Source organism: Paenibacillus sp. TAB_01 (assembly GCF_043945595.1).
Taxonomy (GTDB): Bacteria; Bacillota; Bacilli; order Paenibacillales; family NBRC-103111; genus Paenibacillus_S.
The window spans coordinates 5182096-5207614 of record NZ_JBIFNP010000001.1; the positions used below are offsets into that span (position 1 = coordinate 5182096).

24 protein-coding genes and 4 pseudogenes are annotated in these 25519 nt (G+C 49.6%); 11 read left to right on the plus strand and 17 right to left on the minus strand.

Annotated features, from left to right (window positions below):
• Window positions 1-4 precede the first annotated feature (4 nt).
• From ACHHV8_RS25215 to ACHHV8_RS25225, 3 genes and pseudogenes are all read left to right on the plus strand, one after another.
• Window positions 5-1371: pseudogene (locus ACHHV8_RS25215) on the plus strand (YheC/YheD family endospore coat-associated protein).
• A 42-nt stretch (window positions 1372-1413) separates the two neighbouring features.
• Window positions 1414-2565 (plus strand): YheC/YheD family endospore coat-associated protein, encoded by a 1152-nt coding sequence (locus ACHHV8_RS25220; protein WP_395163623.1) that lies wholly within the window; start codon window positions 1414-1416, stop codon window positions 2563-2565.
• 39 nt (window positions 2566-2604) lie between these two features.
• Window positions 2605-3687, plus strand: coding sequence for a YheC/YheD family endospore coat-associated protein (locus ACHHV8_RS25225; protein WP_395162153.1), 1083 nt, complete (start codon window positions 2605-2607; stop codon window positions 3685-3687).
• Between the two features lie 204 nt (window positions 3688-3891).
• On the opposite strand, the gene ACHHV8_RS25230 is transcribed toward ACHHV8_RS25225, so the two are convergent.
• From ACHHV8_RS25230 to ACHHV8_RS25270, 9 genes and pseudogenes are all read right to left on the minus strand, one after another.
• Window positions 3892-4536, minus strand: a complete 645-nt coding sequence (locus ACHHV8_RS25230) for an HAD family hydrolase (RefSeq protein ID WP_395163624.1) — start codon at window positions 4534-4536, stop codon at window positions 3892-3894.
• Window positions 4537-4644: 108 nt separating this feature from the next.
• A complete protein-coding gene (locus ACHHV8_RS25235) occupies window positions 4645-5088 on the minus strand; it encodes a CBO0543 family protein (protein WP_395162154.1) in 444 nt (147 codons plus the stop codon).
• A 226-nt stretch (window positions 5089-5314) separates the two neighbouring features.
• Window positions 5315-5884, minus strand: coding sequence for a manganese catalase family protein (locus tag ACHHV8_RS25240; protein ID WP_395162155.1), 570 nt, complete (start codon window positions 5882-5884; stop codon window positions 5315-5317).
• A gap of 41 nt (window positions 5885-5925) precedes the next feature.
• Window positions 5926-6177 (minus strand): spore coat protein CotJB, encoded by a 252-nt coding sequence (locus ACHHV8_RS25245; protein WP_395163625.1) that lies wholly within the window; start codon window positions 6175-6177, stop codon window positions 5926-5928.
• A 41-nt stretch (window positions 6178-6218) separates the two neighbouring features.
• A pseudogene (locus tag ACHHV8_RS25250) lies at window positions 6219-6421 on the minus strand (spore coat associated protein CotJA).
• Window positions 6422-6573: 152 nt separating this feature from the next.
• The gene (gene ytvI, locus ACHHV8_RS25255) at window positions 6574-7620 is read right to left on the minus strand and encodes a sporulation integral membrane protein YtvI (protein WP_395162156.1); all 1047 of its coding nucleotides are present in this window, start codon (window positions 7618-7620) and stop codon (window positions 6574-6576) included.
• A 19-nt stretch (window positions 7621-7639) separates the two neighbouring features.
• Window positions 7640-8965 carry a hemolysin family protein gene (locus ACHHV8_RS25260; protein WP_395163626.1) on the minus strand — a complete coding sequence of 442 codons (1326 nt, stop codon included), beginning with the start codon at window positions 8963-8965 and terminating at the stop codon, window positions 7640-7642.
• Window positions 8966-9069: 104 nt separating this feature from the next.
• Window positions 9070-10194: a radical SAM/CxCxxxxC motif protein YfkAB gene (gene yfkAB, locus ACHHV8_RS25265; protein ID WP_395162157.1), complete on the minus strand. Its 1125-nt coding sequence runs from the start codon at window positions 10192-10194 to the stop codon at window positions 9070-9072.
• Window positions 10195-10408: 214 nt separating this feature from the next.
• A complete protein-coding gene (locus tag ACHHV8_RS25270; RefSeq protein ID WP_395162158.1) occupies window positions 10409-11494 on the minus strand; it encodes an HD-GYP domain-containing protein in 1086 nt (361 codons plus the stop codon).
• A gap of 289 nt (window positions 11495-11783) precedes the next feature.
• Between ACHHV8_RS25270 and ACHHV8_RS25275 the strand changes: the two genes are divergently transcribed.
• Window positions 11784-12599, plus strand: coding sequence for an undecaprenyl-diphosphate phosphatase (locus tag ACHHV8_RS25275; protein ID WP_395162159.1), 816 nt, complete (start codon window positions 11784-11786; stop codon window positions 12597-12599).
• A gap of 199 nt (window positions 12600-12798) precedes the next feature.
• On the opposite strand, the gene ACHHV8_RS25280 is transcribed toward ACHHV8_RS25275, so the two are convergent.
• Window positions 12799-14298 carry a bifunctional metallophosphatase/5'-nucleotidase gene (locus ACHHV8_RS25280; protein ID WP_395162160.1) on the minus strand — a complete coding sequence of 500 codons (1500 nt, stop codon included), beginning with the start codon at window positions 14296-14298 and terminating at the stop codon, window positions 12799-12801.
• 52 nt (window positions 14299-14350) lie between these two features.
• Window positions 14351-14806, minus strand: a complete 456-nt coding sequence (locus tag ACHHV8_RS25285) for a molybdopterin-binding protein (protein WP_395162161.1) — start codon at window positions 14804-14806, stop codon at window positions 14351-14353.
• Window positions 14807-14939: 133 nt separating this feature from the next.
• Here ACHHV8_RS25285 and ACHHV8_RS25290 point away from each other — a divergent pair, with 133 nt between their 5' ends.
• From ACHHV8_RS25290 to ACHHV8_RS25300, 3 genes and pseudogenes are all read left to right on the plus strand, one after another.
• Window positions 14940-15638 (plus strand): molybdenum cofactor biosynthesis protein, encoded by a 699-nt coding sequence (locus tag ACHHV8_RS25290; protein ID WP_395162162.1) that lies wholly within the window; start codon window positions 14940-14942, stop codon window positions 15636-15638.
• A 73-nt stretch (window positions 15639-15711) separates the two neighbouring features.
• Window positions 15712-16783: pseudogene (locus tag ACHHV8_RS25295) on the plus strand (ThiF family adenylyltransferase).
• 108 nt (window positions 16784-16891) lie between these two features.
• Window positions 16892-17941: an HD-GYP domain-containing protein gene (locus ACHHV8_RS25300; RefSeq protein ID WP_395162163.1), complete on the plus strand. Its 1050-nt coding sequence runs from the start codon at window positions 16892-16894 to the stop codon at window positions 17939-17941.
• A gap of 60 nt (window positions 17942-18001) precedes the next feature.
• Here the strand turns inward: ACHHV8_RS25300 and ACHHV8_RS25305 are convergent, their stop codons facing one another.
• On the minus strand, window positions 18002-19018 hold the full coding sequence (locus ACHHV8_RS25305) for a C40 family peptidase (protein ID WP_395162164.1): 1017 nt from the start codon (window positions 19016-19018) through the stop codon (window positions 18002-18004).
• Between the two features lie 108 nt (window positions 19019-19126).
• On the minus strand, window positions 19127-19585 hold the full coding sequence (locus ACHHV8_RS25310) for a MarR family winged helix-turn-helix transcriptional regulator (protein WP_395162165.1): 459 nt from the start codon (window positions 19583-19585) through the stop codon (window positions 19127-19129).
• A gap of 228 nt (window positions 19586-19813) precedes the next feature.
• Here ACHHV8_RS25310 and ACHHV8_RS25315 point away from each other — a divergent pair, with 228 nt between their 5' ends.
• Window positions 19814-20305 (plus strand): Panacea domain-containing protein, encoded by a 492-nt coding sequence (locus tag ACHHV8_RS25315; protein ID WP_395162166.1) that lies wholly within the window; start codon window positions 19814-19816, stop codon window positions 20303-20305.
• Window positions 20306-20453: 148 nt separating this feature from the next.
• The gene (locus ACHHV8_RS25320; RefSeq protein ID WP_395162167.1) at window positions 20454-20720 is read left to right on the plus strand and encodes a hypothetical protein; all 267 of its coding nucleotides are present in this window, start codon (window positions 20454-20456) and stop codon (window positions 20718-20720) included.
• Window positions 20721-21479: 759 nt separating this feature from the next.
• Here ACHHV8_RS25320 and ACHHV8_RS25325 read toward each other — a convergent pair.
• From ACHHV8_RS25325 to ACHHV8_RS25335, 3 genes and pseudogenes are all read right to left on the minus strand, one after another.
• Window positions 21480-21749 (minus strand): annotated as a pseudogene (locus ACHHV8_RS25325) (YolD-like family protein); the annotation flags it as partial.
• A gap of 2 nt (window positions 21750-21751) precedes the next feature.
• Window positions 21752-22120, minus strand: a complete 369-nt coding sequence (locus tag ACHHV8_RS25330; protein ID WP_395162168.1) for a YolD-like family protein — start codon at window positions 22118-22120, stop codon at window positions 21752-21754.
• A complete protein-coding gene (locus tag ACHHV8_RS25335; RefSeq protein WP_395162169.1) occupies window positions 22117-22311 on the minus strand; it encodes a hypothetical protein in 195 nt (64 codons plus the stop codon). Before ACHHV8_RS25335 ends, ACHHV8_RS25330 begins: the two co-directional genes overlap by 4 nt.
• Before the next feature lie 643 nt (window positions 22312-22954).
• On the opposite strand from ACHHV8_RS25335, the gene ACHHV8_RS25340 reads away from it, so the two are divergent.
• The gene (locus ACHHV8_RS25340) at window positions 22955-23170 is read left to right on the plus strand and encodes a type II toxin-antitoxin system HicA family toxin (protein ID WP_395162170.1); all 216 of its coding nucleotides are present in this window, start codon (window positions 22955-22957) and stop codon (window positions 23168-23170) included.
• A 53-nt stretch (window positions 23171-23223) separates the two neighbouring features.
• On the plus strand, window positions 23224-23643 hold the full coding sequence (locus ACHHV8_RS25345; RefSeq protein ID WP_395162171.1) for a type II toxin-antitoxin system HicB family antitoxin: 420 nt from the start codon (window positions 23224-23226) through the stop codon (window positions 23641-23643).
• 205 nt (window positions 23644-23848) lie between these two features.
• On the opposite strand, the gene ACHHV8_RS25350 is transcribed toward ACHHV8_RS25345, so the two are convergent.
• A complete protein-coding gene (locus ACHHV8_RS25350; protein WP_395162172.1) occupies window positions 23849-25450 on the minus strand; it encodes an SIR2 family protein in 1602 nt (533 codons plus the stop codon).
• Window positions 25451-25519: the final 69 nt, after the last annotated feature.

Below are 25519 nucleotides of genomic sequence, written 5' to 3' on the forward strand. Positions count from 1 at the left end.
ACCCATGAGTTTGACAACTTGCACGATTCATGTGACCCAGAGGCAGGAAAAAGCAATCTACTTGACTAGTGAATTGGCGAGAACCCTCAAGCTGGCGAAGACGAAATCCTTGATTCTGCACGTAGGCAGCAAAAGTACCTCGGCAGGCTTCAAAACGTTAAAAAAAACAGGGCATCATCTGTATTTGCCGCTGTCTCTCATCGCTCAGCTGCGCATCCCTCATCTGGGATCGACGCTGATCCTCTCCCATAACGGGAAGGATATCCGGCTGGGGCCGCTGATCGGGATCTTAACGGGCATTACCGGCAGCAGCACAGCCCCCTTCGGTTCTCGCACCGAGTTTATCCGCCAGTTCATGCGCGTGGGCTACGACAGGTCGTTCTATTTCGCCTTTTCCCCGCGCGACGTCAACTGGTCCAGGAAACCGTTACAGGCACGTTCCCCAAAAGGGAGGGCGGCTGGTTCCGCAAAACCGTTCCGCTGCCGGATGTCGTCTACAACCGGCTGCCGAGCCGCAAGGCCGAGAAGCTGGCTTCGATGAACGCCTTTAAGCAGCGCTTCGTCAAACGCGGCATTCCTTTGTTCAACTGGGCTTTCTTTGAGAAATGGGATATCTATAACCTGCTCGAGGGCACCGAAGCCTTCAAGCATGTGCCGGAGTCTCATCTCAATCCATCTTCCGCCCAGATTAAGGAGATGCTCGACAAGCACAAATTTATTTACTTGAAGCCGACAGGCGGCAGCCTGGGCATCGGCATCTACCGTCTGACCTATAATCCCAAACGGGGGTATTATGTCCGCTTCCGGCGGGGAGGCAAAAACGTGCTCCTGCGCTTCAGCAAGTTCGAGCCGCTGATGTCTCTGCTCAACCGCAGCAGCGGAAGGCTCAATCATTATGTCGCCCAGCAGGGCATCCGGCTGATCGAGCTGGACAATTGTCCGATCGACTTCCGTTTTCATCTGACCAAAAATATGAATAACCAATGGGTGGTCGCCGGAATCGGAGCCAAGAAAGCGGGAAAAGGCAGCGTCACCACGCATGTGCGTACAGGCGGACAGCTGATGACCCCCGACCATGTGCTGAAGCAAATGTTCGGCAGCCGGGCCGACCAGGTGCTCGCATCGGCCAAAGAAACCGCGATCAAGCTGGCCGAAGCGATTGAGCGCAAGGACCAGCACACGCTGGGCGAGCTTGGCTTCGATATCGGGATTGACCAGAACGAACGCATCTGGATGTTCGAAGCCAACTCCAAGCCGGGGCGCTCGATTTTCAAGCATCCGGCGCTTAAAGGAGAAGGCAAGGCCGCGCTGCAATATATTTATGACTACTGCCTGTACCTGAGCCGATTTCGCCCAAGGAGGGAATCCTGAGTGGAACTTCTCCTACGCCAAAACCAGCAGCGGCGCCCTACCATGGCCATTCTCACTTATTCCGATGAAAAAAGGCTTTTTCGAGGAAATCAAGAAAATTTTATCGATTTGATCCGAACCGGCGAGGAAAAAGGGGTGCAGGTCTATGTTATGACCACCTCCAATTTCAAGCTGACCGGCAAGAGCGCAGTGGGCTTTACCTACAACTTCCAGACAAAATCATGGAAGAAAGAGCTGCTGCCTCTTCCCCACGTCATCTATAACCGGATTCCTTACCGCAAATTCGAGCTGCTTCCCGAGGTTCAGCAGATCATGCAAACCTGCATGAAGCACGCTCACATTCAATTTTTTAATCCGGCGTTTTTTAATAAATGGACACTGTTCGAATGGTTGAACAAATCGAAGGAAACGCAGGAGTATATCCCTACGACCCAGCGGCTCACGACCAGCGAAGAGCTGGAGAAGCTGCTGCAGAAGCATCCGAGTCTGTATTTGAAGCCGATTCGCGGAAAAGCCGGCAAAGGCATTATGAAAGTAAGCCGGCTGACGGATAAATCCAAATCCCGCACGTTCCAGCTCAGTGTGCAGGACAAAACCAAAAGCCACATCTCCCGCTACAGCAATGTTGTTCAGCTGTGGACCCAAATCCGCGACATGATCGGCTCCAAGGATTACATTATGCAGCAGGGTATCACGCTCTCCAATTACAAGCAGAGGCCCTTCGATCTGCGCGTGCTTGTGCAAAAGAACAGCCAGGGCGAGTGGAGCATCGCCGGAGTCGGAGCCCGGCTCGCGGGGAAAATGAGCATTACGACCCATGTTCCCCGCGGCGGCTCGATCGACGATCCCGCCAAGCTGCTCGGCGCCGGGTTCGGTACGCTTGGAACCAAAAAAATATTGCGGCGCATCAAGAGCGCGGCGCTCGTGATCGCCAGGCAGATTGAGAAATCAAGCGGAGATACGCTGGGTGAAATGTCGATGGATTTGGGCGTGGACGGAAGCGGCCATATCTGGTTTTTCGAAGCCAATTCGAAGCCGATGAAGTTCGACGAGCCGCATATCCGCAAGAAATCGCTTGAAAACCTGATTCATTACTGCATTCATTTATCCAAGATCAATGTCAAAAAAAAGAAAGCCTCGGAGCTTGGCAAGAAAAAGACGGCGAAGTCCGCACCTCAAAAAGCAAGCAGGTGATCCGATGTGAATCCCCCTTATCAATTAGGTGTCTTAGCCATGTATCTGGAAGAAAGAAAGCTTGAAGAGCTTTCTTTCTTCCGCAAGCTGTCCGTTCACGGTAAAAAAATGGGGATCGAAGTGCTTGTCTTTACGCCGGATGATATTAACGAATCCAAGCAGAAGATCCAAGCACTGTATTACAATACGTCCTCAGGCAAATGGCAGCGCAAATGGGCGCCGTTTCCTGAATGGGTCTATGACCGCTGCCGGTACCACGGAATTGAGAATTACCGTAAAATTACCAAATTCCGTTCCCAGTACAATAAGAAGCTGAAGTATTTGAGCCATCCGCTGACCAATAAATGGGCGATGCATCAAATTTTATCCGAGAACGAGGATATCGCCTCCCATCTGCCCGCCACCGTCCGTTACAGCGGCAGCAAAGAGCTGATTCAATTCTTAAAGAAGCATCACCGCATCTATTTAAAGCCCCGCAGCGGAACGGGGGGCAGAGGCATCATCCGGCTGCAGATCACGAACGGTTCCGGTTATCTGATGCAGGGCCGGGATCAGAACCGGCATATCATTCCTCCCCAGCGGGTATACGAAATGCAAATCCCGGCGAAGCTCAGCGGCTGGAAGCTGAACGACCGCTACATCGTCCAGCAGGGCATCCCGCTTTCGCTGAAGGACGGGCGGGTTCATGATTTCCGTATGCTTGTGCAGAAGAACGGGAAGGGCGAATGGGATATTACCGGCTGTGCGGGCCGCGTCGGTCCCCGTTATTCCGTCACCTCGAACCTCCATGGCGGAGGCACAGCCGTTCCGATGGAGACGCTGCTGCTTCTCCGGTTTGAAGACCTAACCAAGGTCGAAGAGATTAAGGAAGAAGCTTATAAGCTCGGGATGAATGTAGCTCAATTCGTTGAGGAAAAATTCGGAGACCAGGTCGAGATGGGCATCGATCTGGCTGTCGATCCGAAAGGAAAGGTATGGCTATTGGAGGTCAATCCGAAGCCGTCGCGTGAAGTATTTCATAAAATCGGCGAAGCGGAAACTTACCGGAAAGCCATTACCCGGCCTCTGGAATATGCCGTATGGCTCATGAAACGGAAAAAGAGCAGGAGAGAAAAGTCCTGACCCCGGCATGCCGGGAAGGACTTTCCAGCCTGATAAAGAAAAAAGGCATACCAAGCGGCTTGTCCGCCTGTATATGCCTTTTTCTTATGGCCAAAGCTTCCGTTCCACATGGGATGCGGCCAACCAAGAGGCTTGATCGGCCTGAAAGCCGCCTCTTACCGCAGCATCCTGCTTTGCGGCGCCGGAAGCGAAGCAGGGCTGATCTTACGGTTCGATTAATGTCAGCAAATCGGAAAATTTCGAGATGACGGCATGCGCGCCTTCCAGCTCGCCTTCCTTGCGGAAGCCGGCATAGTCGCAGCCGATGACGGTCAATCCGTTCTCAAGGCCCGCTTCCACATCCGAGGGCCGGTCGCCGACCATCCAGGCTGTGTTGACCCCATAAGTCTCCATCAGCCGGCGAACCAGATCCACCTTGGATCTTGTCTGGAATTCGCCTGCGCTGTATAAGCCTTCGAACTGCGGAGCCAGCTCCTTCTGTTCGATGACCCCTTTAACATAAGCCTCCAGTCCGTTGCTCGCGACAAACAGCCGGATCCCCTGTCTGCGAAGCTCCGCCAATGTTGCCGCAACCTCTTCATACATTTGGCCTTCGCCCCCGCGCAGCCTGTCGATCTGGTACTGCAGCAGCAGCTCGTCCGCTCTGCGGTGCACTTGAATATCGGCATCCGGCATCACCCGCTGCCAGATCTGCTCCAGCAGCATCCCGAGACTGCCCAAAATCAGGCTCTCATCCGGCGTTTCTCCCGTGTAGGTGCCCTCCGCTTTCAGCGTGTCGAACATGGCATGATAAGCAGGAAGCAGCAGCGTTTCCGTCTGAAACAGCGTGCCGTCCAGATCAAAGATCATAGCCTCCGGCTTTTTAAAAGTAGACAATACCTTTCCCTCCCCTTAGAACCTGTCAGCTTCTATACAAACACGATTCATATAGAATGTCAAACCCCGGGAAAAGGACGGCTACAGCACCGTGCCCATCGGCACGCGGAAGCCGTAAACCAGAGCTACGACGATAAGGATGGACAATCCGTAAGCCAGCAGAGGGTTTCGCTGATGGAGCAGCAGCATCGGAAACATCATGCAATCAAACAACGTCGACCACAGCCAGCTCCAGCCGTGATCGTAAATAATTCTCCCTGTTTCCGAGAGTACCCATTCCACCGCCGAATAAATGATCACCCACCAAACAAGATAAACGATCTGCTTGCCCCACCCCGTCTTCGGGTACCCGTGAAAGAAAAGCAGTACGGTGGCCGGAAAAATAATGAAGGTGTATATAAGCTCGGTATGCGCAGGATAAATCGGGGTGTCGGGAACAAAATACCATACCATATAATCATTCGAAAAAAACAAATGCAGCAGGTTGCCGGCAATCATAAACAAAATCGTGGAGTGACAGACCAAAAAATGCTTCCATGCCCTCGAGGCAGCCAAAAAGAACATGGATATCACGGCGATGCTGATATGAATCTAAATCCCTTCTCTCTTTACCCCGTATAGGTTAAGCCTTATCTCTTTTTCGTTATTATATACATTTTTTGTAAATCCTTGCACAATAAAACCCTTAAAGCACACCTCTTGTAAAGGTCTGCTTCAAGGGTCCTCTCTAGTGTCTCGCTTTCGCGTTCAATTAAAACACCTTTTTGGCGTCTCTCTCCGTCTTCAATATTTCTACCGCCTCGCGGAACCGCAAGGAGTGCACGATCTCTCTCTCCCTTAAAAACTTCAAGCCATCCTGCAAATCCACGTCATCCGTCATATCAATTAACCATTGGTAAGTTGCTCTTGCCTTCTCCTCCGCAGCGATATCCTCATACAAATCGGCGATCGGGTCACCTTTCGCCTGAATATAGGCTGCCGTCCACGGCACTCCTGACGCATTATTATAAAATAAAGCTTTATCGTGAGCGGCATAATGATCGCCGAGCCCGGCCGCCTTCAGCTGCTCCACCGTCGCATCCTTCGTCAGCTTATACACCATAGTCGCGATCATTTCCAGGTGGGCGAATTCCTCCGTGCCAATATCGGTCAAAAGTCCGATGACTTTATCCGGTATTGTGTAACGCTGATTCAAATAGCGCAGCGCGGCGGCCAGCTCTCCGTCAGCGCCTCCGTACTGCTCCAGCAAAAACTTTGCCATTTGAGGGTCGCATTTGCTTACGCGAACCGGATACTGCAGCTTTTTCTCATAAATCCACATGCCTTTGATCTCCCCTCCCTTGAATGCTGGTTCTTATACAGCTATACCTGCCAAGGCCAAGGGGTTTCCACCCACTGCCATGGATGTCGGGAAAAGCTTTGCCCGAAGCTTTTTAGAGGACCGAATTCCACCTCGAACTGGTGGGCAAGCTGCATCCGCTGCTGCGCGCAATGATTGTATTGCTGCAGCGCCTGGCTATCCAGCGGATGGGTGTCCAGATACAGCGTCAGCTCCACTAACACAAAATCAACTGCCTGCAGCTCATGCAGCATCGTGTAAAAATGCTCAGGCATCGGTTTCTGCTGGGACAATGCGGTTCACTCCTTTCTGTCGCTTAGCAGTTCGGCTGATAGGGACTGTACAGGGCCGGCCATAAGGCCCTAATCTCAACGCTTCATGCGGGGAGAATTGGGGCAGATTCATCGGCTGGAACGGAATAAACAGATTAGGCGGTGTATAGTAGAACTTTTCGCAGATCGGCGGACATGGGTCGTGCGGACTGACATAAGGAAACCATACTCTAACTTGATTCACCATGGATGCCTTCTTTCCTAAGGAATGTGTTGCCGTTCACCCTATGTATATCAGGCTCCTCTCGTCCATTATGCTTAGGAATCGCGGGGATCGCCAAGAAAATACAACAAAAAGACGGCTCCCGCGAACGATCGCAATGGGAAGCCGTCTGTCTTTTAATCGAGCTTAATATTGATCTTAAGCATACCTACGCGCCGCAGCGCCTGATAAATGATAATGAGTACCGGGCCGAAAATCAAACCGATCACGCCGATCAGCTTAAATCCGATATACATGCTGACCAGAGCGGCCAGCGCATTGATTCCGACCGCATCCCCGATAATTTTGGGCTCGATCAGCTTGCGGAATATCATAATAAACAGGAGTAAAACCAAAAGTCCGATGCCCAAGTGCATATTTCCGGCCAGCATACTGTAGATCGCCCACGGGACCAGCACCGCGCTGGTGCCCAGAATCGGCAATATATCAACAATGACGATCAAAAGCGCGATGGCCAGCGGATAATCGACGCGGAGAAACAGCAGGCCGATTAAAGTTACAATATAGGTGAGCAGACTGATCAGGAACTGGGCGAACAGGAAGCCGAGAACTGCACGGCGCAGATCATTCAGCACGCTGATGACTTTAGACTGCGACTTGATCTCGAACAATTGCAGGAACGACCGGAGCAAATTCGGCAGACTGATCGAGATTAAATAGAGGCCGATAATGAAAACGACGAAGAAGATCAATAAGTTCGGTATAGTTTTGGCCACATTCAGGAAATAAGAGGAAATGGCCGTCAAGATGCCTTTCAAATTCTCGGTTACCGTGTTAATTCCAGTCTCCACGACCCCTTGAAGCTGTTCTGCTATCCCTTGGGGAAGAGTGCTGTAAAACAGTCGTGTCTTTTCTGTCGTATCATCGAAAAAGAGCTTTGCATCGTTTAAATAATCCGGAGCGTTCTTCCAAAATTGAATCGTCTCCGATACCATCTTGAAGCCAACGAGTGAAAAAAATCCCAGTAACGCCCCTGTGAACAAGGTGCAAATGACCAAAGCGGCGAGCAAACGGTTCATTCTCCCGTACTTTACAAGCCATTGCACCAGCGGCTCCAGGAAAATCGCTATCAGCATTGCCAGCAGAAACGGAAACCCGATAGTAAACAGTCCGTACAACAGCAGGACGCCGATAGCGCAGAAAAGAATGATTCTTAACGACATGTTCCGGCAGCTCTCCCTCTTACTTCATCTCTTGCTCCTGTTCCTTCCCCTCCGTTTGTCCGACCATCGGCGCAACCGGCTCCTTGCGTGTAATCAATACTCTCATAATCCGCAGCTTGCGCGCTTCCAGAATTTCAAAAACAAAGCTGCCGTATTCGAGCCTTTTCCCTTTGGTGACGGATCCTTCCAGCTTGGTAAACAGCCAGCCGCCGATGGAGTCCACCTCGTCGTCCTCGATGCCAAGCGACAGCAGGTCATCCAAATCCTCCAGCAGCACTCTGCCGTCTACGGAGTAGGAGTCTCCTTTCTTCTCTACGCTCGGGCGCTCGTTCTCATCGAACTCGTCGTGAATTTCTCCGACGATTTCCTCCAATATATCTTCGGTCGTCAGCATCCCTGCAGTGCCTCCGTACTCGTCAACCACAATGACCAGCTGCGAAGCCTTACGCTGCATCAGCTTCAGCACATGGCTGATTTCCATCGATTCCGGCACCATCAGCACAGGACGGACAAACGATCTCAGATCGTGCTCCTCATCCGGATCTGCCGTCAGCAGGTCCGTTATATGCACAAACCCGATAATATTGTCCTTATCTTCGTGCGCAACCGGATAGCGCGTATGCTTCGATTTGTAAACCACCTTCAGGTTTTCGGCAAAGGAATGCTCGGTGAAAAGACAGTCCATATCCGTCCGCGGCAGCATGATCTCCCGGGCTACCCGGTCCGAAAATTCGAATATGTTATCGAACAACGCCATCTCGTCCTTATCGATATGGCCGCTGCGTGCACTCTGATCCATCAGAATGCGGATTTCTTCCTCGGTATGCGCCGCCTCATGCTCTGTGGCAGGCTCGACGCCGACCAGCCGAAGCAGACGGTTCGCAGTACCGTTCAAGAGCGCAATGACGGGAAAAAATACCTTATAAAATACTAGCAGAGGCCCGGAGAGCCAGAGCGAGGTGCCTTCCGATTTTTGAATCGCCAGCGATTTAGGCGCCAACTCCCCCAAGACGATATGCATGAACGTAATGATCACAAAGCCAATGAAGACCGACAGCGCGGAGCTGTACCATGCGTTCGTCAGATGAAGCTTTGCAAACAGCGGGTCGATAATTAAATGGGAGATAGCCGGTTCTCCCACCCAACCCAAGCCAAGCGAAGCCAGTGTAATTCCGAGCTGTGTGGCGGACAAGTAAGCATCCAGCTTCTTGGTTACGGCCAGCGCGTATTTTGCTCTTCCGACGCCCTCGTTGTTTAACTGCTGCAAACGGGACTGCCGGACTTTGACCAGGGCAAACTCGGCTGCCACAAAAAAACCGTTCAAGAATACCAGAAGCACAACCATAAACAAGTTCAGTGATATAAGTCCCCAATCAAAGCTCGTACTGTGTGGTTCCAATGACCTCAAACTCCTTTTCTATTTAAAAATCTCCAGGATGTAAGCCGAAATCAGACTACCGCTTTCCTCGCGGTAAAATCGACTTCTTTGTAATACGTATCAGCGACCAAAAGGTTTGGTCCGCAGCAATTTGCCGCCGGACAATGACAGTTGACGGAGGCATTCAGCGGGTGGGCTCCCCACCGTGCGAACACTTGCTCCAGGGAATCGTTGTGAATGCTGCCGAGAGCGGGAACATCGGAAAAGTCCGTTACATAGACGTCGCCGGTAAACAGATTCACGTTCAGCCGGTTGCGGCCGTCCGGGTCGTTGCGAACCGTAACGTTCGGCTCCTCGCGCAATCTCCGGATCAGGCGGCGGTCTTCCTCATGAGGACTGCATGCATAATAAGGAAGCGTTCCGAACAGCATCCAGATCTCGCGGCTGCGCTCATCCAGAAGCTTGTGAATCGAAGTGCGGAATTGCTCCAGTGAGAGCACCGGCAGGTTCGATGCGAACGAGCTCGGATACATCGGGTGCACCTCATGGCGGACACAGCCCATTTCTACAATTAGTCTATGGATTTCGGCCAGCTTTTCATGCGTTCGGTAATTAATCATCGACTCGGCCGAGATGAACATCCCGCCGCGGCTTAAGGCCATCGTATTGTCAATCATGCGCTCATACAGCTTGGCCGCCGTATCCAGCTTCACATTCCTTCCTGCACGGGCAAAGCCGACCTGATGGAAATCATCGGCCTTCAAATAATTGAAGGAAATATGCATGACATCCAAATAGGGAGCCAGCATTTCATACCGGCCGATATCCAGCGTCAAATTCGAATTGATCTGCGAGCGGACGCCGCGCGATCTTGCATATTTTAAGAGGGGAACGATATAATCCCTCACCGTTGCTTCATGGTAGCTGGGCTCTCCGCCCGTAATGCTGATCGTCTCCAGGTGCTCGACTTCGTCCAGCTTGCGCAGCACGGTGTCCAGCGGAATGCGCGGACCTTCCGTCATCGTCAGCGTCTCACCAACCGCGCAGTGCTCACAGCGCATATTGCACAAGTTCGTAACCGTGAACTCGACGCTGGTCAGCATGTGCCTGCCATGCCTTTGCAGCGAACGGATCGGGTCCCACGGATCGTTGTGCGGGGTAATGGGAAGTAATACGGGACTCAGCTTATCTATCATGTTGAGATTCACACCTGACTCTATAAATTATTTTTACCACCTATTGTATCGTATGACGCATCAAAATGAAACTAAACCACCGATAAGGGTTTTATGCAAATTCAAATAACCCCACAAAGTGGGGCTTATGCTTCGAAGCGGACTCAGGTGCTTTACGGGGCCCCCGAAAACATATAAATTCTATCATGTGACAAAAAGCCCGGGAGTTCCGGGCTTAATTGGCTCGCATATTCATCTGGCCGTCATCTGACGATTCATTCACATCGACGATCATGAGGGAAAGCTTCTGGGACAAATCCACCTCGACCGGCGCTTTCAGCTCCTCGCCCTGTTCGTTATATAAGAGACGAACGATCGGCCTCTGCGGGAACAGATGGTTCAAGCCGACAACCGTACCGGCTTCGCCCGTATTTAAGGTGACGGAGACGCCGAGCGGATAGATCGCCACTTTATCCCGGAACAGCTCGATCTTCTCTTTCTCATACAGCGTTTCCGTACCGGTATACAGAACCTCCATCGCCTGGTGGGGCAGCATCGCCTTCCGGTAAACCCTATGGGTGGTCATCGCATCGTAGGAGTCGACCAGCCCGATCCACCGGGCATAATCGTGAATGTCTTTGCCGTTCAGCCCCCGGGGATAACCGCTGCCGTCCATTCTCTCATGATGCTGGAAAGCACAGTGAGCGACAATGAGCGAGATGTTCGCTTCATCCTTCAGCAGCTGAAAGCCGTATTCCGTATGCTTTTTCATCAATGTGAATTCCTCTTGAGTCAAGGCGCCTTTTTTCCGCAGCAGCTCAATTGGAATTTGCGTTTTACCTATATCGTGAAGCATCGCTCCGAGACTGATCGTAGCCAGCTCTTCCCGGCTGTAGCCGTGAGCCATGCCGAGCATCGTCGTATAGATGCAGACATTCAAGGAATGCTGAAACAGATAGTCATCCATGACGCTAATGTTCGTCAGCATGATCATTGCATCCTTATGGGCACTGAGATCGTCAATGATCAGATCGATCAGCTTTCTGAAGTTTTGCCCCAGCTGGGCGTAAATATTGGCCTGGCGCTTCAAGGAATGATCCATCAGCTTGCGAAACGAAGTCCGGATCTCCGAGATCGCCTTTAATCTTGTTCCGTCACTGATCATATCCGGAATGGTCACGTCCTGGGTGCGCGGGTCATCTATGTATACAAAATCAATACCGCGTTTGGCAAGCCGTTGAATCAGCAGTTGCGTTAATTCGACACGTTCTCCGAGAAGGGTAAGCCCCTGTTCGTCATATATTTTTTTCCCAAGCCTCATCCCGGGACGGACGCATGCTTAGCGGCAGTAAACGCATTATCAACCACATCTTCTTTCTGCAGAAGTTGAGAGAATTCCTAATGCCTAATGTAAAGGATAATATTCAAAAGAGCAATAAGTTTTACAAAATTCGACATTAATTTTAAAAACTTGTCACAAAAATAAGTCCTGTGCCGTTGTTGCAGAAAATGGTAAAAGAAGGAATAATACACATCCGCAGCCTCACTTGTGGGATAATCCTCTAGGAGCTAAAATAGAATAGTTCGTACAAAAAAAGTAGGAGGGCTTTATGTTAAGTTATTGGGTTTCAATTATTATGGGGATTGTAGAAGGGCTTACCGAATTTTTACCGGTGTCTTCAACGGGGCATATGATTTTGGCTCAGGCGCTGCTCGGGATTCCGGAGGACGATGCGGTGATGAAAACCTTCGAGGTCGTCATTCAGCTCGGAGCGATCCTGGCCGTAGTCGTGATCTATTGGAACCGGATCCTGCTGCTCTTCGGATTGAAAAAGGATACTTCCCGGGTCGGCAAGCGCAAGCTGAACTTAATTCATATTATCATCGGCATCCTGCCGGCGGGTATCGTCGGGCTGCTTTTTAACCATTGGATCGAAGAAAAGCTGTTTTCTCCGAAAACCGTTCTGCTGAGCCTTGTGGTTGGGGGCGTGATGTTTATTATCGCCGAGAAAACGACAAAAAGGCCCACAGCGGAGAACTTGGACGAGATTACATACCGTCAGGCGTTCTATATCGGGCTGTATCAGATTCTGGCTGTCGTGTGGCCCGGCTTTTCCCGCTCCGGCGCGACGATTGCCGGGGGGATGCTGTCCGGTGTCAGCCGCGGAGCCGCGGCGGATTTCACCTTCATCCTGGCCATTCCGCTCATGTTCGCCGCGTCCGCGCTGTCTTTGCTGAAAGCCTACAAGCTGCTGACGCCCGATATGCTCGGATTTTTTGTAGTCGGCTTTATCGTCTCGTTCATCGTAGCCCTGCTGGCGGTCGTCACCTTCATCAAGCTGGTATCGCGGATTCCGCTGACGTATTTTGCTTACTACCGGTTTGTGCTGGCAATCTTGTTCGCAATTTACATTTTCATGTCCTAAGGCAAAGCCGCAGAGCAATGGCGCGCCAATCCTGAGAACGCGTTGCGACGCTTCGCAGCGGACGGTCGACCCCCAATCGCGCTTGGGCGCATGGGGCCGTCTTCGGCCTCCATTAACAAAACGAAAACCGTTAAGAGAAGAGCTCCTTCTCCTAACGGTTTTTTTGCAATGAAATGAATGTGAAGTCTGTCCGTTGGCCTTATGCGTGCGGCACCGGAATCCAGCGGCGATTGCCGCTCATAAGAATCGCCTCCGGATCGTTCAATGCCCGGCGGATCAAATCTCTTATAAATTCAGGCAGAAAATACTCCTTGTGACGGCTCTGCGATAAGGACAGGTAGCCGGTTCCGAAGGTAAACATATCGATGCTGCCCACCTTATACTCCCGCTCCGGCCGGAGCGGTTCGCAGCCTCCCAGCCGAACCTGCCTTATTTTGCCGTAGGCCGGCCCGTCCGGGTCGTATTCGACCGTCATTCCGTCCACGTTCAGCATCCCCAGCACCTTGCCTCTGAACCCGAAGCCATAAATCCGCTTCTCGGTAAACTCGGGCAGCAGCGACTCCTCCAGCGCTTGGAGGATCTGCTGACCGCTAAGCAGCATGAGGCTCGGATTGATCGGCGACGGACAAATGTCCAGCAGCCTCCCCAGCGTCACCCTGCCCGGCTCCAGCCCTTCCAGAAACTGCCCGGCATTGACCAGGCCGATGTCCGCACCCGTGAACTGCCGCAGCGCTTGCGCAAGCAGATTCCCGAGCGGAGCTTCCTGGTAGGAGTCGGCCGCCATCGCCTGTTCGAGCCAAGCCGCTTCGCGGTCCAGCACCTGTCCGGCTTCCAGCCGGTGCTTCGCAATCCGCTCCTCCAGACGCTGTCCCAGCAGGCTTGCTGAAGACGGTGAGGGCTCCTGCCTCTCCTGCTGCTCAGCATCGTCCCGTTTCAGCTCCCTTACATACCCCTCCATTTGCATCGGCTTCCGGGTAACCGGCTCCAGACCGATATCGACAACGCCGATATATTGTCCGAACTTGCCCGCTCCGCACAGCATCGCGCTTCCGATGCGAAGCGGCTGCTCCAGCAGATGGTGCGTGTGTCCTCCGAGAATCAGATCGATGCCCTGAATATCTGAAGCCATGCGCTCGTCCTGCTTTAAACCTAAATGCGAGAGGACGACAATGAGGTCCACCTTCGGACGCAGCTGACCGACGAGCTCGGCCACTACCGGTAAAGGATCTTCAATAGTCCAGCCCAGCAGACTGTAAAAGTCCGGGTAGCAGGCGGTGACCCCGATCATGCCGATCTCAATGCCGCCTTTGTTGACGATACAATAAGGAGCGCCCCACGAGGGATAATCCCCTGTCGCGGTGTCTTTCAGGTTGCTGCACAGCACCTTCATGCTGGAATGAACGCTGCCGTAAAGCTCATTCAGCGCTTCCGCCGGAAACGTCAGCCCCTCATTATTGCCGATCGTAATGGCATCGTAGCCTGTTGCCGTCATTATATCCAGATTCGCTCGGCCCTCGCTGCCCTCCGTTATGGGACTGACGCGGTCCAAATGGTCGCCGATATCGAGCGTCAGCGTCGGCGCATCGCCCATGGCGAGCCGAAGCTCTTCAAACGCCTCGGCAATAAGAGGCATTTGTTCAAAATGGCTATGAATATCATTTGAATGAAGGATTCGCAGCCGAAGCGGCGATAGACTCATACCGGCCGCCCTCCTTCTCTGTCAACTTGATTTGATGTCCGCAGGCGGACCGTTATTTTTTCAGCTTCAGCTCATCCAGAGTAACGACGTTCTTGAAGCCATAGGTTGCCTCATCCGGAGAACTGCCGTAATCAAACCGGATCTTGACCACGCTCTTGACATTCAAGCATTCGCTGCTCCCGTCAGGAACATACAGGCGAATCGGAAACCCCTTCTTCAGCGGCTGTCCGTCCTGCTCGTACAGAAATACCGCCTGATCCAGCTGATCCCAAGGGATGACCGCTTGAAATTCGTCAACAGCCTCCACCGTCATGCGCTTCGGTTCCGCCGTCTGTTCCGTCTGCCGTTTCGAACGCCAGGCGCGATACCATGCCTTAAGCTCGAAAGCCCGGCCCAAAACACCCGGAACACGCTCTTCTATCGCAATTACCGAAGGCGCCATATCCGCTAGGGCGGCAACCGTCAGCACCTCATGTCCAGCCAGTTCATCAAAAATCTCTATATTCATCTTCAGGCCTCCCCTCGTATGCGGCACAGCGGACCGCTGCCCCTGTCTTCCATCTCCCAATTATACCACTCCCCCATAAAAATATGGTATGCTGTGAGAAAAAACGTCTTAACTTGGTGGAGTGAACAAACTAATGAAGCTACATATTTATATGTTTGCCGGATTGGCCGAGCAAGTGGGCAGCGCCTCGATTGAAGTCGAATGGGGTACCGCTTCGCCGCTGACCGCCGGTTCCTTAAAAAGCAAGCTCGCGGAGCTCTATCCCGCAGCCGCCGCTCATCTGAGCCAGGCTTTCGTGGCGGTTAATCAGAGCTATGCGGCAGACGATCAAGTGATTGCCGCCGGAGACGAAATCGCCGTCATTCCGCCGGTTTCGGGCGGGCAAACGCCGCTGGTGGAAATCACCCATGACCCTATTTCCATCGAAGCCGTAACCGAAAAGGTGCTGCATCCCGACCATGGCGCCACCCTGACCTTCACAGGCACTACCCGGGAGTGGACCACGGCAAGCGGACGGTCACTGCTTGAATACGAGGCCTATGAGCCTATGGCTGTTAAGACGATGGAGCAAATCAGTCAAGATATCCACAGCCGGTGGCAGGGAGCATTGTGTGCCATTACCCACCGTCTCGGAAAAGTCGATGCGGGTCAAACAAGCGTCGTCATTGCCGTATCCGCCCCTCACCGCGATGCCGCATACGAAGCCAGCCGCTATGCGATTGAACGTCTCAAGCAGATCGTCCCGATATGGAAAAAGGAAGTCTGGGAAGACGGCTCCGAATGGAAAGGGCATCAGCAGGGCCCTTGGAACCCGCTCGCAGAATCAAAATAGCCGAAGGCGCCTAGCGAGTTTGCCGCGCAGCCGGATTTGTTCAACTAGAGAGAACATGGAATGGAGTGAGCTTATGCCTACTGAACATCATATCCCGACTAGCGGGCCTTCTGCCGATCTGGAGCGCTATTCCCGCCAGCTGCTGTTTCAGCCGATCGGGGAACAGGGACAGCGCCGGCTGATCGAGGCCCGTGTCGCCATCGTCGGCATGGGGGCGCTCGGGACGGTGCTTGCGAACCATATGGTTCGCGCCGGCGTCGGCTTCGTCCGCTTGATCGACCGGGATTTTGTGGAGACCAGCAATTTGCAGCGCCAAATGCTGTATGACGAATCGGACGCGGCCGGATCCGAGCCTAAGGCCATCGCCGCAGCCAAACGGCTGCAGCAAGCCAATTCTCAGGTGACATTGGAACCGGTTGTGACCGACCTTAATTCCTCCAACGCGGAGGAGCTGCTGTCGGACGTACAGCTTATTTTGGACGGCACCGATAACTTTGCCGTGCGCTTTTTGATCAATGACGTCAGCCAGAAGCACGGCGTTCCTTGGATTTATGGCGGGGCTGTCAGCTCACGCGGCGTATCCATGACCATCGTGCCCGGCGAAACGCCGTGCTTGCGCTGCATATTCGGCCAAGCCCCTGCGCAGGGAACGACCGAAACATGCGATACAGCCGGCGTTATCGGGCCGATCATTCATACGGTCGCTTCCCATCAGGCAACAGAGGCGTTCAAGCTGCTTACGGGTGCTGCCGCTCAGCTGAACCGCAAAATCGGTCCATTGGGATTTGTGGTACAACCAGCACGCGGCCGTCGACGTAAGCAAAGCGCGCAAAGCCGACTGTCCCTGCTGCGCCGAGGGACGTTACGAATATTTGGAGCAGGATCTTCAGGAGGATACCATACAGACGCTCTGCGGACGCAACTCCGTGCAAATTCAGCCCGTCCGCCCGGCGAGCTTCGTGCTTTCGGAATGGGCCGAAAGATGGAAGCCGCTCGGTGCCGTCGAGTTGAATCCTTTCCTGCTTCGATTCAAGCCAAGCGATGCGATTACCATGATTTTATTCCCCGACGGCAGGCTGATGGTGCAGGGAACCGACGATCCCGTTACTGCCAAAAGCTTATACAGCAGGTACATAGGCATGTAGGTTGTCGACAATTTTTTCAAAATCCTATTGCCAATAATTCTCATTCTTGGTACGATTGAAGAATATTTAATTAATTTTTAAATTGATCTATGCCGAGGTGACATTGGCTTGAGAATACCCATTGAAGATTTACAAATCGGGGACCGTACGGGTGCGGACGTGTTTAATTGGAACGGGCTTCTCGTCGTATCTGCCCATACCGTATTGAATGCGGAGGATATCGAGAAGCTTCAGCGCCATAACATTGATTATATCGATGTCATGATTCGCTTTGACGGACAAGCGGCGCCGGCAGTAACGGCTCCGGCGTCCGCTCGTGCGCTCGCTCAAACCGCAGCTTATCAAGAAGCGGTTGGCGGAATCAAGCAGCTGTTTCAAGATATCGAGTTGCAAGGCTCCATCCAAGATGAGCAGGTGGAGCAATGCTTTTCGCCGCTGGCCCGGCAGATGGAACAGGAGAACGATGTCGTAGCCCTGCTGCTGACGCTGAACAATAAGGACGATTACACCTATCAGCACAGCGTTCAGGTGGGCATGATTTCTTATTACATTGCCAAATGGCTCGGACAATCCGAGGATGAAGCATTGTTGGCCGGCAAAGCCGGGTATTTACACGATATCGGCAAAAGCCGTATTGATAAAGCTATTCTTCAAAAACCTTCGAAGCTGACGGATGAAGAGTATGGCCTGATCAAGCAGCACCCCCGTTTCGGGTATGAAATGATCGAATCGTCCGGGTTAAATAAAGCGCTTGCATTTGCAGCGCTCCAGCATCATGAACGGCTGGACGGTACGGGCTATCCGAGCGGGCTGAAGGGCCATGAAATGCATCCGGTAGCCAAGATTGTAGCTGTCGCCGATATATACAGCGCTATGATCTCCCAACGGGTATATCAAAAAAAGCAGGGACTGCTCCAGGTGCTAAAAGAATTGCACCGCATGAGCTTCGGGCAGCTGGACCCTCAAATTACGCAGGTGTTTATCCGCAATATGCTCCCTAATTTTATCGGCAAAAAGGCTCTGTTATCCTCCGGTGAAATCGGTACCATTATTATGACCCATCCGACCGACTTCTTTCGTCCTCTTGTACAAGCCGGGGAAGACTTTATTAATTTAGCCGAAACGCCCGGTTTAGATATTGACGAAGTTTATGTTTAATAATAAAGCCTTAATAAGCGCCCTTATCCGGGCGCTTATTTTTAATGCAGCTCTATTTATTCAGGGAAGATATCTTCGCGCCTTTACAAAACGGCTCTTCCACAGAGGCTTGTCGATATCGGTTATTTGCACGCCGTTATCCGGCAAAGCATGGATGACCTTATGATTTCCCAAATAAATGGCCACATGCCCAATTTCTTTTTCATTCGTAAAGCGGCCCGGTACGGTAAAAAAAAGCAAATCTCCTTTGCGGAGCTGCTGTTCCGATACGGGCGTCCCCTGATCCGCCTGCTGCCTTGCCGTTCTCCCCAACTGGATGCCATGGCGTTCGAACAAATATTTCGTGAATGACGAGCAGTCAAATGTGCCGGATTCAGAGTAAGGCTCTGCTCCGAATTCATAGCTGACCCCCAAATATCGCTTCGCTTTTTGAATCAGACTGTCCCTTGCCTCATCCTGCTGCTGCAGGCTTTTGGCTCGGTAAGCGAGCGCCTTCGGCTTTGCGATCGCTCCTTCTCTTCCGCCTTCCGGTAATACGGAACTTACCGGATCATCCGCAAATTCCGCAGCTGTACCGGAATCCGCAGCCGCGGCTATCGGCTTCACGGGAATGAAGCGGACCGTTTGCTCATCCTCAACATCGAAACGGATATCGTCCTGGAATAAGCTCCCTAGCGAAGTAACCGGGATAAAAGCCTGCGAATCGGACAAAATCGGAGACTGCGGAATGTTCATCGCGCTCCCCCCTTTGACCGCAGTCGTAGAACCGATATGCAGCTCGTAGGAGGCATCCTCATCTCCTAACAGGATTGACCCTTTCGGGGCGTCCCACCGCATCCTGAAGCCAAGTACACGGCTTACATCGTTCGCCGATACATAGGGAATCGCTTCGATTGTCCGAATCGGTACCGTACCCTCCATATTTTTCATATGCAAGGCGGAGCCGGGCACAGGAATGGCTTTTGAATCTTCGGCTTTTGGCTGAACTGTATTGGTACATGCGCCAAGTATTCCGATCACTGCGGCTGTGATGAACAGGCCTGCCCTTTTTTTCCGTAAGGCTTTATTTTTCTTCATCGCGCTTTCCGTCCTTTCCATAGCTCTCAAAGATAGCATGGGATATCCGGGCGGAGGCTATTCACAAAAAAGAATCCCCAACAGAACCATCATGTGCTAACGGGAAGGTTAGTATTGCGCTTCCTCCAGGTAAGATAACAATTCCTTGTGCAATCGAAGTAACGCTTCGACATCGGCCTCCCCCATTTTCCCCAAGGCAGATACCATCGCTCTATAGGAATAAGCATTTTCCATCGATGTTCTCGATACTTCCTCGCCTTGGGGCGTTAGCTTCAGATTGATTTCCCTCCGGTCTTCTTGGGCAATAGTACGCTCTACTAAGCCTAGATTGACAAGCCCGTCTACACTGACACTGACGGTGCTTTTGGAGGAAAGCAACCTCTCGGTGATACTCTTCAGGGTCAAGCCTGGGGACGAATAGAGCGTATTTATGATTGATAATTGTTGTAGGGTAATGCCTAAACTTTCTGCATTATGCTGGGTGAGCTTGGTAGTGGTCTTGTTTATCGCCCAGAATGATTGCAAAACCTCCATTGCCTTTTTAACTTTTTCGTCCTTATAGTCCATTTGTTATCCCCTCCGTCATTTCGTTCAAAACAGAATTGTTCAATTTAAAACTAATTTCACGCGAAAGATGTCCGGGTTTCAAGGAAAAAGGGGGCCGCCCTTCTCGTCGTTTTTATGGGCTAGAGGGCTAGAAACTTGTTTACTTCCCTTTTGACGAGAACAGTATACAGTGATATTTTATCGTGGCATAATAATTCTAAAATACAAATGGAAAATGAGGTGATCCCTGTGTCCAACGTTACATTCCATGAAGTGGCTGACTACTTCATCAGTTTATCAAACGAGACCGGGAATTTGATTTCCAACCTCAAGCTGCAAAAACTGGTCTACTACACACAAGCTTGGCATTTGGGGATATATGGTGAAGCATTGTTCCAGGCTGACTTTGAAGCTTGGGTACATGGTCCGGTAATCCCCGAGCTTTATCGAGAATATCGCCAGTTCGGTTGGAAGCCAATTATTCGTGAAGATCTTGGTGAAGACTATATCCGGCAATTTCGCGCGAAGCTTACTTCCAATGAATTGGAAGTTCTTGACGATGTAACAGACGAATACTTCGGTATGACGGCTTTTGCACTCGAAGAGCAGACGCACAAAGAAGATCCTTGGCTTATTACAAGACGTGGACTCCCCGACGACGCTCCTTGTGATAGAGTAATCAATAATCAACATATGATCGATTATTACAGTCAATTCGTCACACATAGCCAAGAAATTTAGGAAACCACCACACGACGAACCAAAACCATCTGGTATTGGCAGTAACAAAGGCGGCCAAAACGACGGGGATCTAATAAAGTTTTCGTTTAAATACCTTAATTTAACCCATAACAAATTTCACTATAGCGACCGTGAAGCGATTTACTTCATGAAATTAATCGAAAGGATGCAAAACCTCTCCACTGTTAAAGCTCTTGAGGCAAAAACCTCATTAAGCAAGTCGCTTAGGTTCCATGGTACTGACTGGAGCGATACTACTGAAGAAAGCTTTGGACTCCCAAACGAAGAGCAGCTTGTTGATAAACCGTGGCAATTTGAAATATCTGCAAATGAACATGGACGCGTTCATGGTTTTTTCATTGGCAACGTCTTTAATGTAGTTTGGTTCGATCCGAGGCATTTATTGTATTCGTAACAGCCCCTATGGGCTGTTTTTATTTTCCGTAGAATAAACGGCTGATTCGACTCAATCCTGTGGAAATTAGAAGAAAAGTTAATCAACTGATACGTATTTGGATATAACAGAAAAACGAAGAAGACGAACTGAATAAGTTCGTCTCCTTCAAAAAAGAAATAAAGTCGAATCGGAATCGGCACAAAATCGGCACGATGCAGATTCTATATAATCTAAACCCCAGTGCAACACGCATTGTACCGGTTTTTTAGCGTTTAGCCGATACTTCCTTCCATCTCGACTACTAGTGGACGAAAATAATGTAAGGGGGTGCATATATAATAGAAGAAACACAAAAAACACGGTATTATTTTCGTTCTTTTGCTTCTCTTTCGTCAATATCGGTATCATGAGTGGTATCACAAACAGGGAAATGCCAATTTACACCATTTGGATAATCATGGTATTATTTCATTGTCCGGAAGCACCGGCACAAAAGCCCCTTGAGGAAGCACCTCAGGGGCTTTGAATTTTAATTTTCGCTTCCTCGAGTATTGCTTTGTGTTCACTCATGCTTTTGACAGCTATGTCAATTATACCTTGCTTGCAAGCGTCGCAGAGCATTGTGTCATCTTCTAATGTGATGTGACCACCTCCAGGAATTGTTACATATCGATATTTATAAATATCATCACCACCTGACCCACATTCACTGCAATTTAATTTCCAATGTGACAGTAGCGGCGGAGGTGCAGTTGTTTTTACTTCCTCGTAGTTGCTTGGGCTCTCTACTTTCATGATATCCATAAACGGCACTTTCGTCGTGACACCGTGCCGCTGAATGTGCACCTTACCGGTCCGCGAGTCCATGTCGGCGATCCGGCCGCGGGCCTGTTCCTCCCAGCCCCAAACGGTCAGCAAAACTTCAGCGTCCTCCTGCTTTGCCTCAGCCAGTTGGTTACCCAACTCCTCCAGTACGAATTCGTCTCGCGTTGGGCGCTTTGTTGCATACTTCTTTCCGGGTTTCGGGATCCCAATAGTTCCAGCCATAATCAATGTTCCTCCTTAAAATAAAAGTCGTCCAGCTGCACACTGAGAACATTTTCAAACTCGATCAAATCCCAATCGTAATTGTGCTCAATCTTGATCAAGCGCTGCCGAGGATCCAGCCCTGTTACAATGCCGCGGAGCTGACGGTTCTCGAATTCGCCATACACGATGATCGTTACCTCAAGTGTATTGGCTTTTGAGGCACTCAGCCGGCCGAACATCTCCTGCAGCTCCTCTTCCGTTAGCTCCGGCCGGTCCCGCTTCAGCGATTCCCGAGCCTGCCTGATTGCAGCCTCCTTGTGCTGCGGGATGATCATTCGTGATGATTCCCACATGATGTTAGCGCCTGGCGTGAGCTTGTTTGGCTTCATGACGCCCTCCCTGCTGTCGGCTGCGCGGCGAGAATATTCTCCAGCTTGAATATCCGCGGCGCATTGCGCTGGAGACAGCGTGCTCTAATGATGCCGTTTGACACTGAATTGACCTCGATCTGCCGCTGCGTGATCCGGCCATCGCTGCCCAGGTAGATGATCTCAATGGTTTTTCCGATGTATTTCTGCATGTTGTTCGCCTCCAAACACAGAACGTGTGTTCTTATTATATGCGAACAATAGTTCGTTATTCAAGTATTGGTCCATTAAATTTTAAATGTAAATTATGCATATTCTAAATACAGCAGAAAAATATAAATCTTTACACATTTCTCAAGAACACCCATATATAGATTATCTTCCGCATTAAACACTGGATATAGATTTTAATATTTATAAATAAAAAAGCTTTACCCAAGTGCTAGGTAAAGTTTTTTAAACTTCTCATAAATATCATTATTTATTTATAAGCGTCTTCCCCATCTCCAAGATGATGGTGGAAGCGCCGTAATTAGCCAACCAGAATTCTAACCAGTTCAACCATAATACTCAGAATAAAACACAAACACCCAAGCACAACAACGACAAGAGGAACACTTCTCCGTGACTTACTTCTTCTACGTTTGTTATTTTGGGTCAAGCAGATCACACCCCAGTCATTATTTAATGGCTGGTTGATCTAATCACGATAACTCTTCTACATTATATTTTACTTAGTTATGATTTTCAAGATCACCACATAACAACGAGGTAACACGCATAATAACACGCATTTACTTATTGACACGCGTAATAACGCGTGTTATAATAGAGATAAGAAAGGAGGGAACGCGGTTGGGGAAACAGAGAAAAGTTCGCGAGGTGCTTCAAGCTTTGAAGAAAGCCGGATTCATTGAATCTCCTAATCATGGGAATGGAACAAGTCACAGACGCTACATACACAAAGACGACCCGAAGCGCTTTGCCGACATAAGCTACCACACTGGCGGCGAAGTCATACCGAAGGGCACGCTGAGAAGCATCGAACGCACATCCGGGGTTGAGTTCTAACCCCGGCCTTTCCCAATAACCGCGTTACCCTTACTGATAAGGAGGCCAACACCATGTCATTGCAATCGCACTATATCTACCCTGTCGTAACGGAGCGAGCTGAAGACGGCGGACTTGGATTGTATTTTCCGGACTTTGAAGGAACGGCTATTTTGGCGCCGGATGTTACCGCGGCAATCAAACAGGCCAGAGAGGTGCTGGTCGTTCGATTGCTGGAGCTGGAGGCGCAGGGTATTGCCGTCCCTCCTCCGTCCGCACCGGATCAGATCGAGCTGCTGGACCCGAGCGATCGGATTATATTTGTAGAAGTCTATATGCCGCCGTATCGGGATGAAGCAGCGCACAAATCGGTCACGAAGAATTGCACGCTGCCGAAGTGGCTAAGGGATGCCGGTGACCAGGCAGGGCTGAATTATTCGTTGATCCTGCAGAATGGGTTGAAGGATGCACTTGGAATTAAGCGGGATGTGTAAATGAAAAAAGCCCTCTTTCTAAAAGGACGGAGGGCTTTCGTATTGTTTTCGAATGGATTGTTATAGAGAGGGACTCTTACTTTAAAATGCGAAACAAACCTCCTCGTTTCCAAAAGAAATATAAATTTATTGAATAAAAGTAACTTTAAATGTATACTATAGGTAGCGGAATATAAAGGGGCTTTCGGCAATCAATTAATTTTGGTTAGGCGTCAGCCTCTTTTTTCGTTCTTAAAAAATCGTATGCCAGCAGTAATTTCCTCATAGCTGTTGAAAAAGACGCCACTCCAGTACATTTTAACTCCTCAAGTTTCTTTTTGATAAATCCATCCAGCTCCTCAAAGTTCAGATTTTCGGCATTATATGTAATTACATCGAGCATTTTATCTGATTTGTATCTTTCGCTTAGAATCTCATCTAAACTACTCTTCTTAATCCTATTGGATGCTACTATTGATTCAGTTATTGATTTATATGTTCTATAACGCGTAATTCTTTGTCTAATCTTTTCTTTCTCAGTAGAATTAAGATTAGTTTTATCTAAGTCCACATCTCTAACATATTTTAGGAACGGTAACCTTGAATTTATGTTCTGGTTTGCCACAAATCTTAGGGCGATATCTGTATGAATCTCGTCTTTATTGAACACATAATCATATGTGTACGACATCAAATCGGGCATTCTAAAAATATATGCAGTATCCCCAAGTGCGACGACAATATTTTCATTTCCGAGTCTTGTTTCAATATCATCTAGATCTTCTGGTGCAACAAGTAAAGTATTTAGACTTCCCCTTTTTCCTCTATCGACAATAAGCCTTTTCATTACATGTTGGTATCTCCTAACCTCAGCAGGTGTGATACCTTGATTAATTCCCATCAAAGAATCGTAAATAACATGGAAATTGTCCGTCTTAAGAACAGTGTATTCACAATCTAATTCTCTGTCGTAATAATTGACTTCCTCGACATCCTTCTTTCCAGCTACCCTATCAATGATAATAATTCTAGACCCCATTCTTTTAATCTCAGTTGGTGTTAGCGACGAAGAAAAATCACGAATAATCTTCCTTATATTCATATCAGTTAAGGAATAACCAATAAATATTATTGGTGAATTAATTAATAGAGAAATAATTCGCGCACTAATAAGTATAGAATTTTTTTCAAATTTTGCGTAATCCTCAGCACTTATCACAATTGATTCTGGATCTTCTACACTACCGTGTAATTTAAATAGCTCTGCCCATCCAAAGGTCTGTTCAAAAAATCCCCTTTGCCCAATAAATTTCTTAATACCATTTTCGCTCAATTCATTAAAAGAATCCTCAATAAAGGTGTCATAATTCGTTGTTAACAATACTTGAGCCTTATTAATAAATCGCTGGAACGCTTGATACTCTTCTAACATATCCGGCTTGATTGAATATTTCGAAAATTCATTAGCTAGTGCCTTCTTAAATGGGGATATCTTTGAACGGTATGCATCCCTTTGCGAAAAGTTTTCTACTTGTATTTCCTCTCTGAAATATTTTTCATTAAAAGAATTTCCGATCTCTGATCCAGCCTTAATATTTGTATAGTAATTAATTTCATTTTCAGATGTTTCAGGCATTTCAGCGACAACGGTAATCCTAAGATTATTTAAATACGCATAAAAATCCTTGTCTGGGTGTACCATCTTCCAAAACTTTTCTAGAAGTTCTTCCCATCCGGGAAAATTTTCAAGGTATCTCCTTGATATGCCAGAGCCAATAAAAATTATTGGATATTCGTTTTTTTGTCTAAGTACTTCTAATACAGACATATGACACCCCTTTCCGTAAGGGAATTAATTAATGATAATGCACCCATTCCCGTTTACAACATATTTTAC

Bases quoted from the DNA above. Each gene is read 5' to 3' on its own strand.
- ACHHV8_RS25220 (WP_395163623.1), top strand. From the start codon at position 1,414: ATGGCCATTCTCACTTATTCCGATGAAAAAAGGCTTTTTCGAGGAAAT.
- ACHHV8_RS25225 (WP_395162153.1), top strand. From the start codon at position 2,605: ATGTATCTGGAAGAAAGAAAGCTTGAAGAGCTTTCTTTCTTCCGCAAG.
- ACHHV8_RS25230 (WP_395163624.1), bottom strand. From the start codon at position 4,536: ATGATCTTTGATCTGGACGGCACGCTGTTTCAGACGGAAACGCTGCTG.
- ACHHV8_RS25240 (WP_395162155.1), bottom strand. From the start codon at position 5,884: ATGTGGATTTATGAGAAAAAGCTGCAGTATCCGGTTCGCGTAAGCAAA.
- ACHHV8_RS25245 (WP_395163625.1), bottom strand. From the start codon at position 6,177: ATGCCTGAGCATTTTTACACGATGCTGCATGAGCTGCAGGCAGTTGAT.
- ytvI (WP_395162156.1), bottom strand. From the start codon at position 7,620: ATGTCGTTAAGAATCATTCTTTTCTGCGCTATCGGCGTCCTGCTGTTG.
- ACHHV8_RS25260 (WP_395163626.1), bottom strand. From the start codon at position 8,965: ATGGTTGTGCTTCTGGTATTCTTGAACGGTTTTTTTGTGGCAGCCGAG.
- yfkAB (WP_395162157.1), bottom strand. From the start codon at position 10,194: ATGATAGATAAGCTGAGTCCCGTATTACTTCCCATTACCCCGCACAAC.
- ACHHV8_RS25270 (WP_395162158.1), bottom strand. From the start codon at position 11,494: ATGAGGCTTGGGAAAAAAATATATGACGAACAGGGGCTTACCCTTCTC.
- ACHHV8_RS25275 (WP_395162159.1), top strand. From the start codon at position 11,784: ATGTTAAGTTATTGGGTTTCAATTATTATGGGGATTGTAGAAGGGCTT.
- ACHHV8_RS25280 (WP_395162160.1), bottom strand. From the start codon at position 14,298: ATGAGTCTATCGCCGCTTCGGCTGCGAATCCTTCATTCAAATGATATT.
- ACHHV8_RS25285 (WP_395162161.1), bottom strand. From the start codon at position 14,806: ATGAATATAGAGATTTTTGATGAACTGGCTGGACATGAGGTGCTGACG.
- ACHHV8_RS25290 (WP_395162162.1), top strand. From the start codon at position 14,940: ATGAAGCTACATATTTATATGTTTGCCGGATTGGCCGAGCAAGTGGGC.
- ACHHV8_RS25305 (WP_395162164.1), bottom strand. From the start codon at position 19,018: ATGAAGAAAAATAAAGCCTTACGGAAAAAAAGGGCAGGCCTGTTCATC.
- ACHHV8_RS25310 (WP_395162165.1), bottom strand. From the start codon at position 19,585: ATGGACTATAAGGACGAAAAAGTTAAAAAGGCAATGGAGGTTTTGCAA.
- ACHHV8_RS25320 (WP_395162167.1), top strand. From the start codon at position 20,454: ATGAAATTAATCGAAAGGATGCAAAACCTCTCCACTGTTAAAGCTCTT.
- ACHHV8_RS25330 (WP_395162168.1), bottom strand. From the start codon at position 22,120: ATGAAGCCAAACAAGCTCACGCCAGGCGCTAACATCATGTGGGAATCA.
- ACHHV8_RS25335 (WP_395162169.1), bottom strand. From the start codon at position 22,311: ATGCAGAAATACATCGGAAAAACCATTGAGATCATCTACCTGGGCAGC.
- ACHHV8_RS25345 (WP_395162171.1), top strand. From the start codon at position 23,224: ATGTCATTGCAATCGCACTATATCTACCCTGTCGTAACGGAGCGAGCT.
- ACHHV8_RS25350 (WP_395162172.1), bottom strand. From the start codon at position 25,450: ATGTCTGTATTAGAAGTACTTAGACAAAAAAACGAATATCCAATAATT.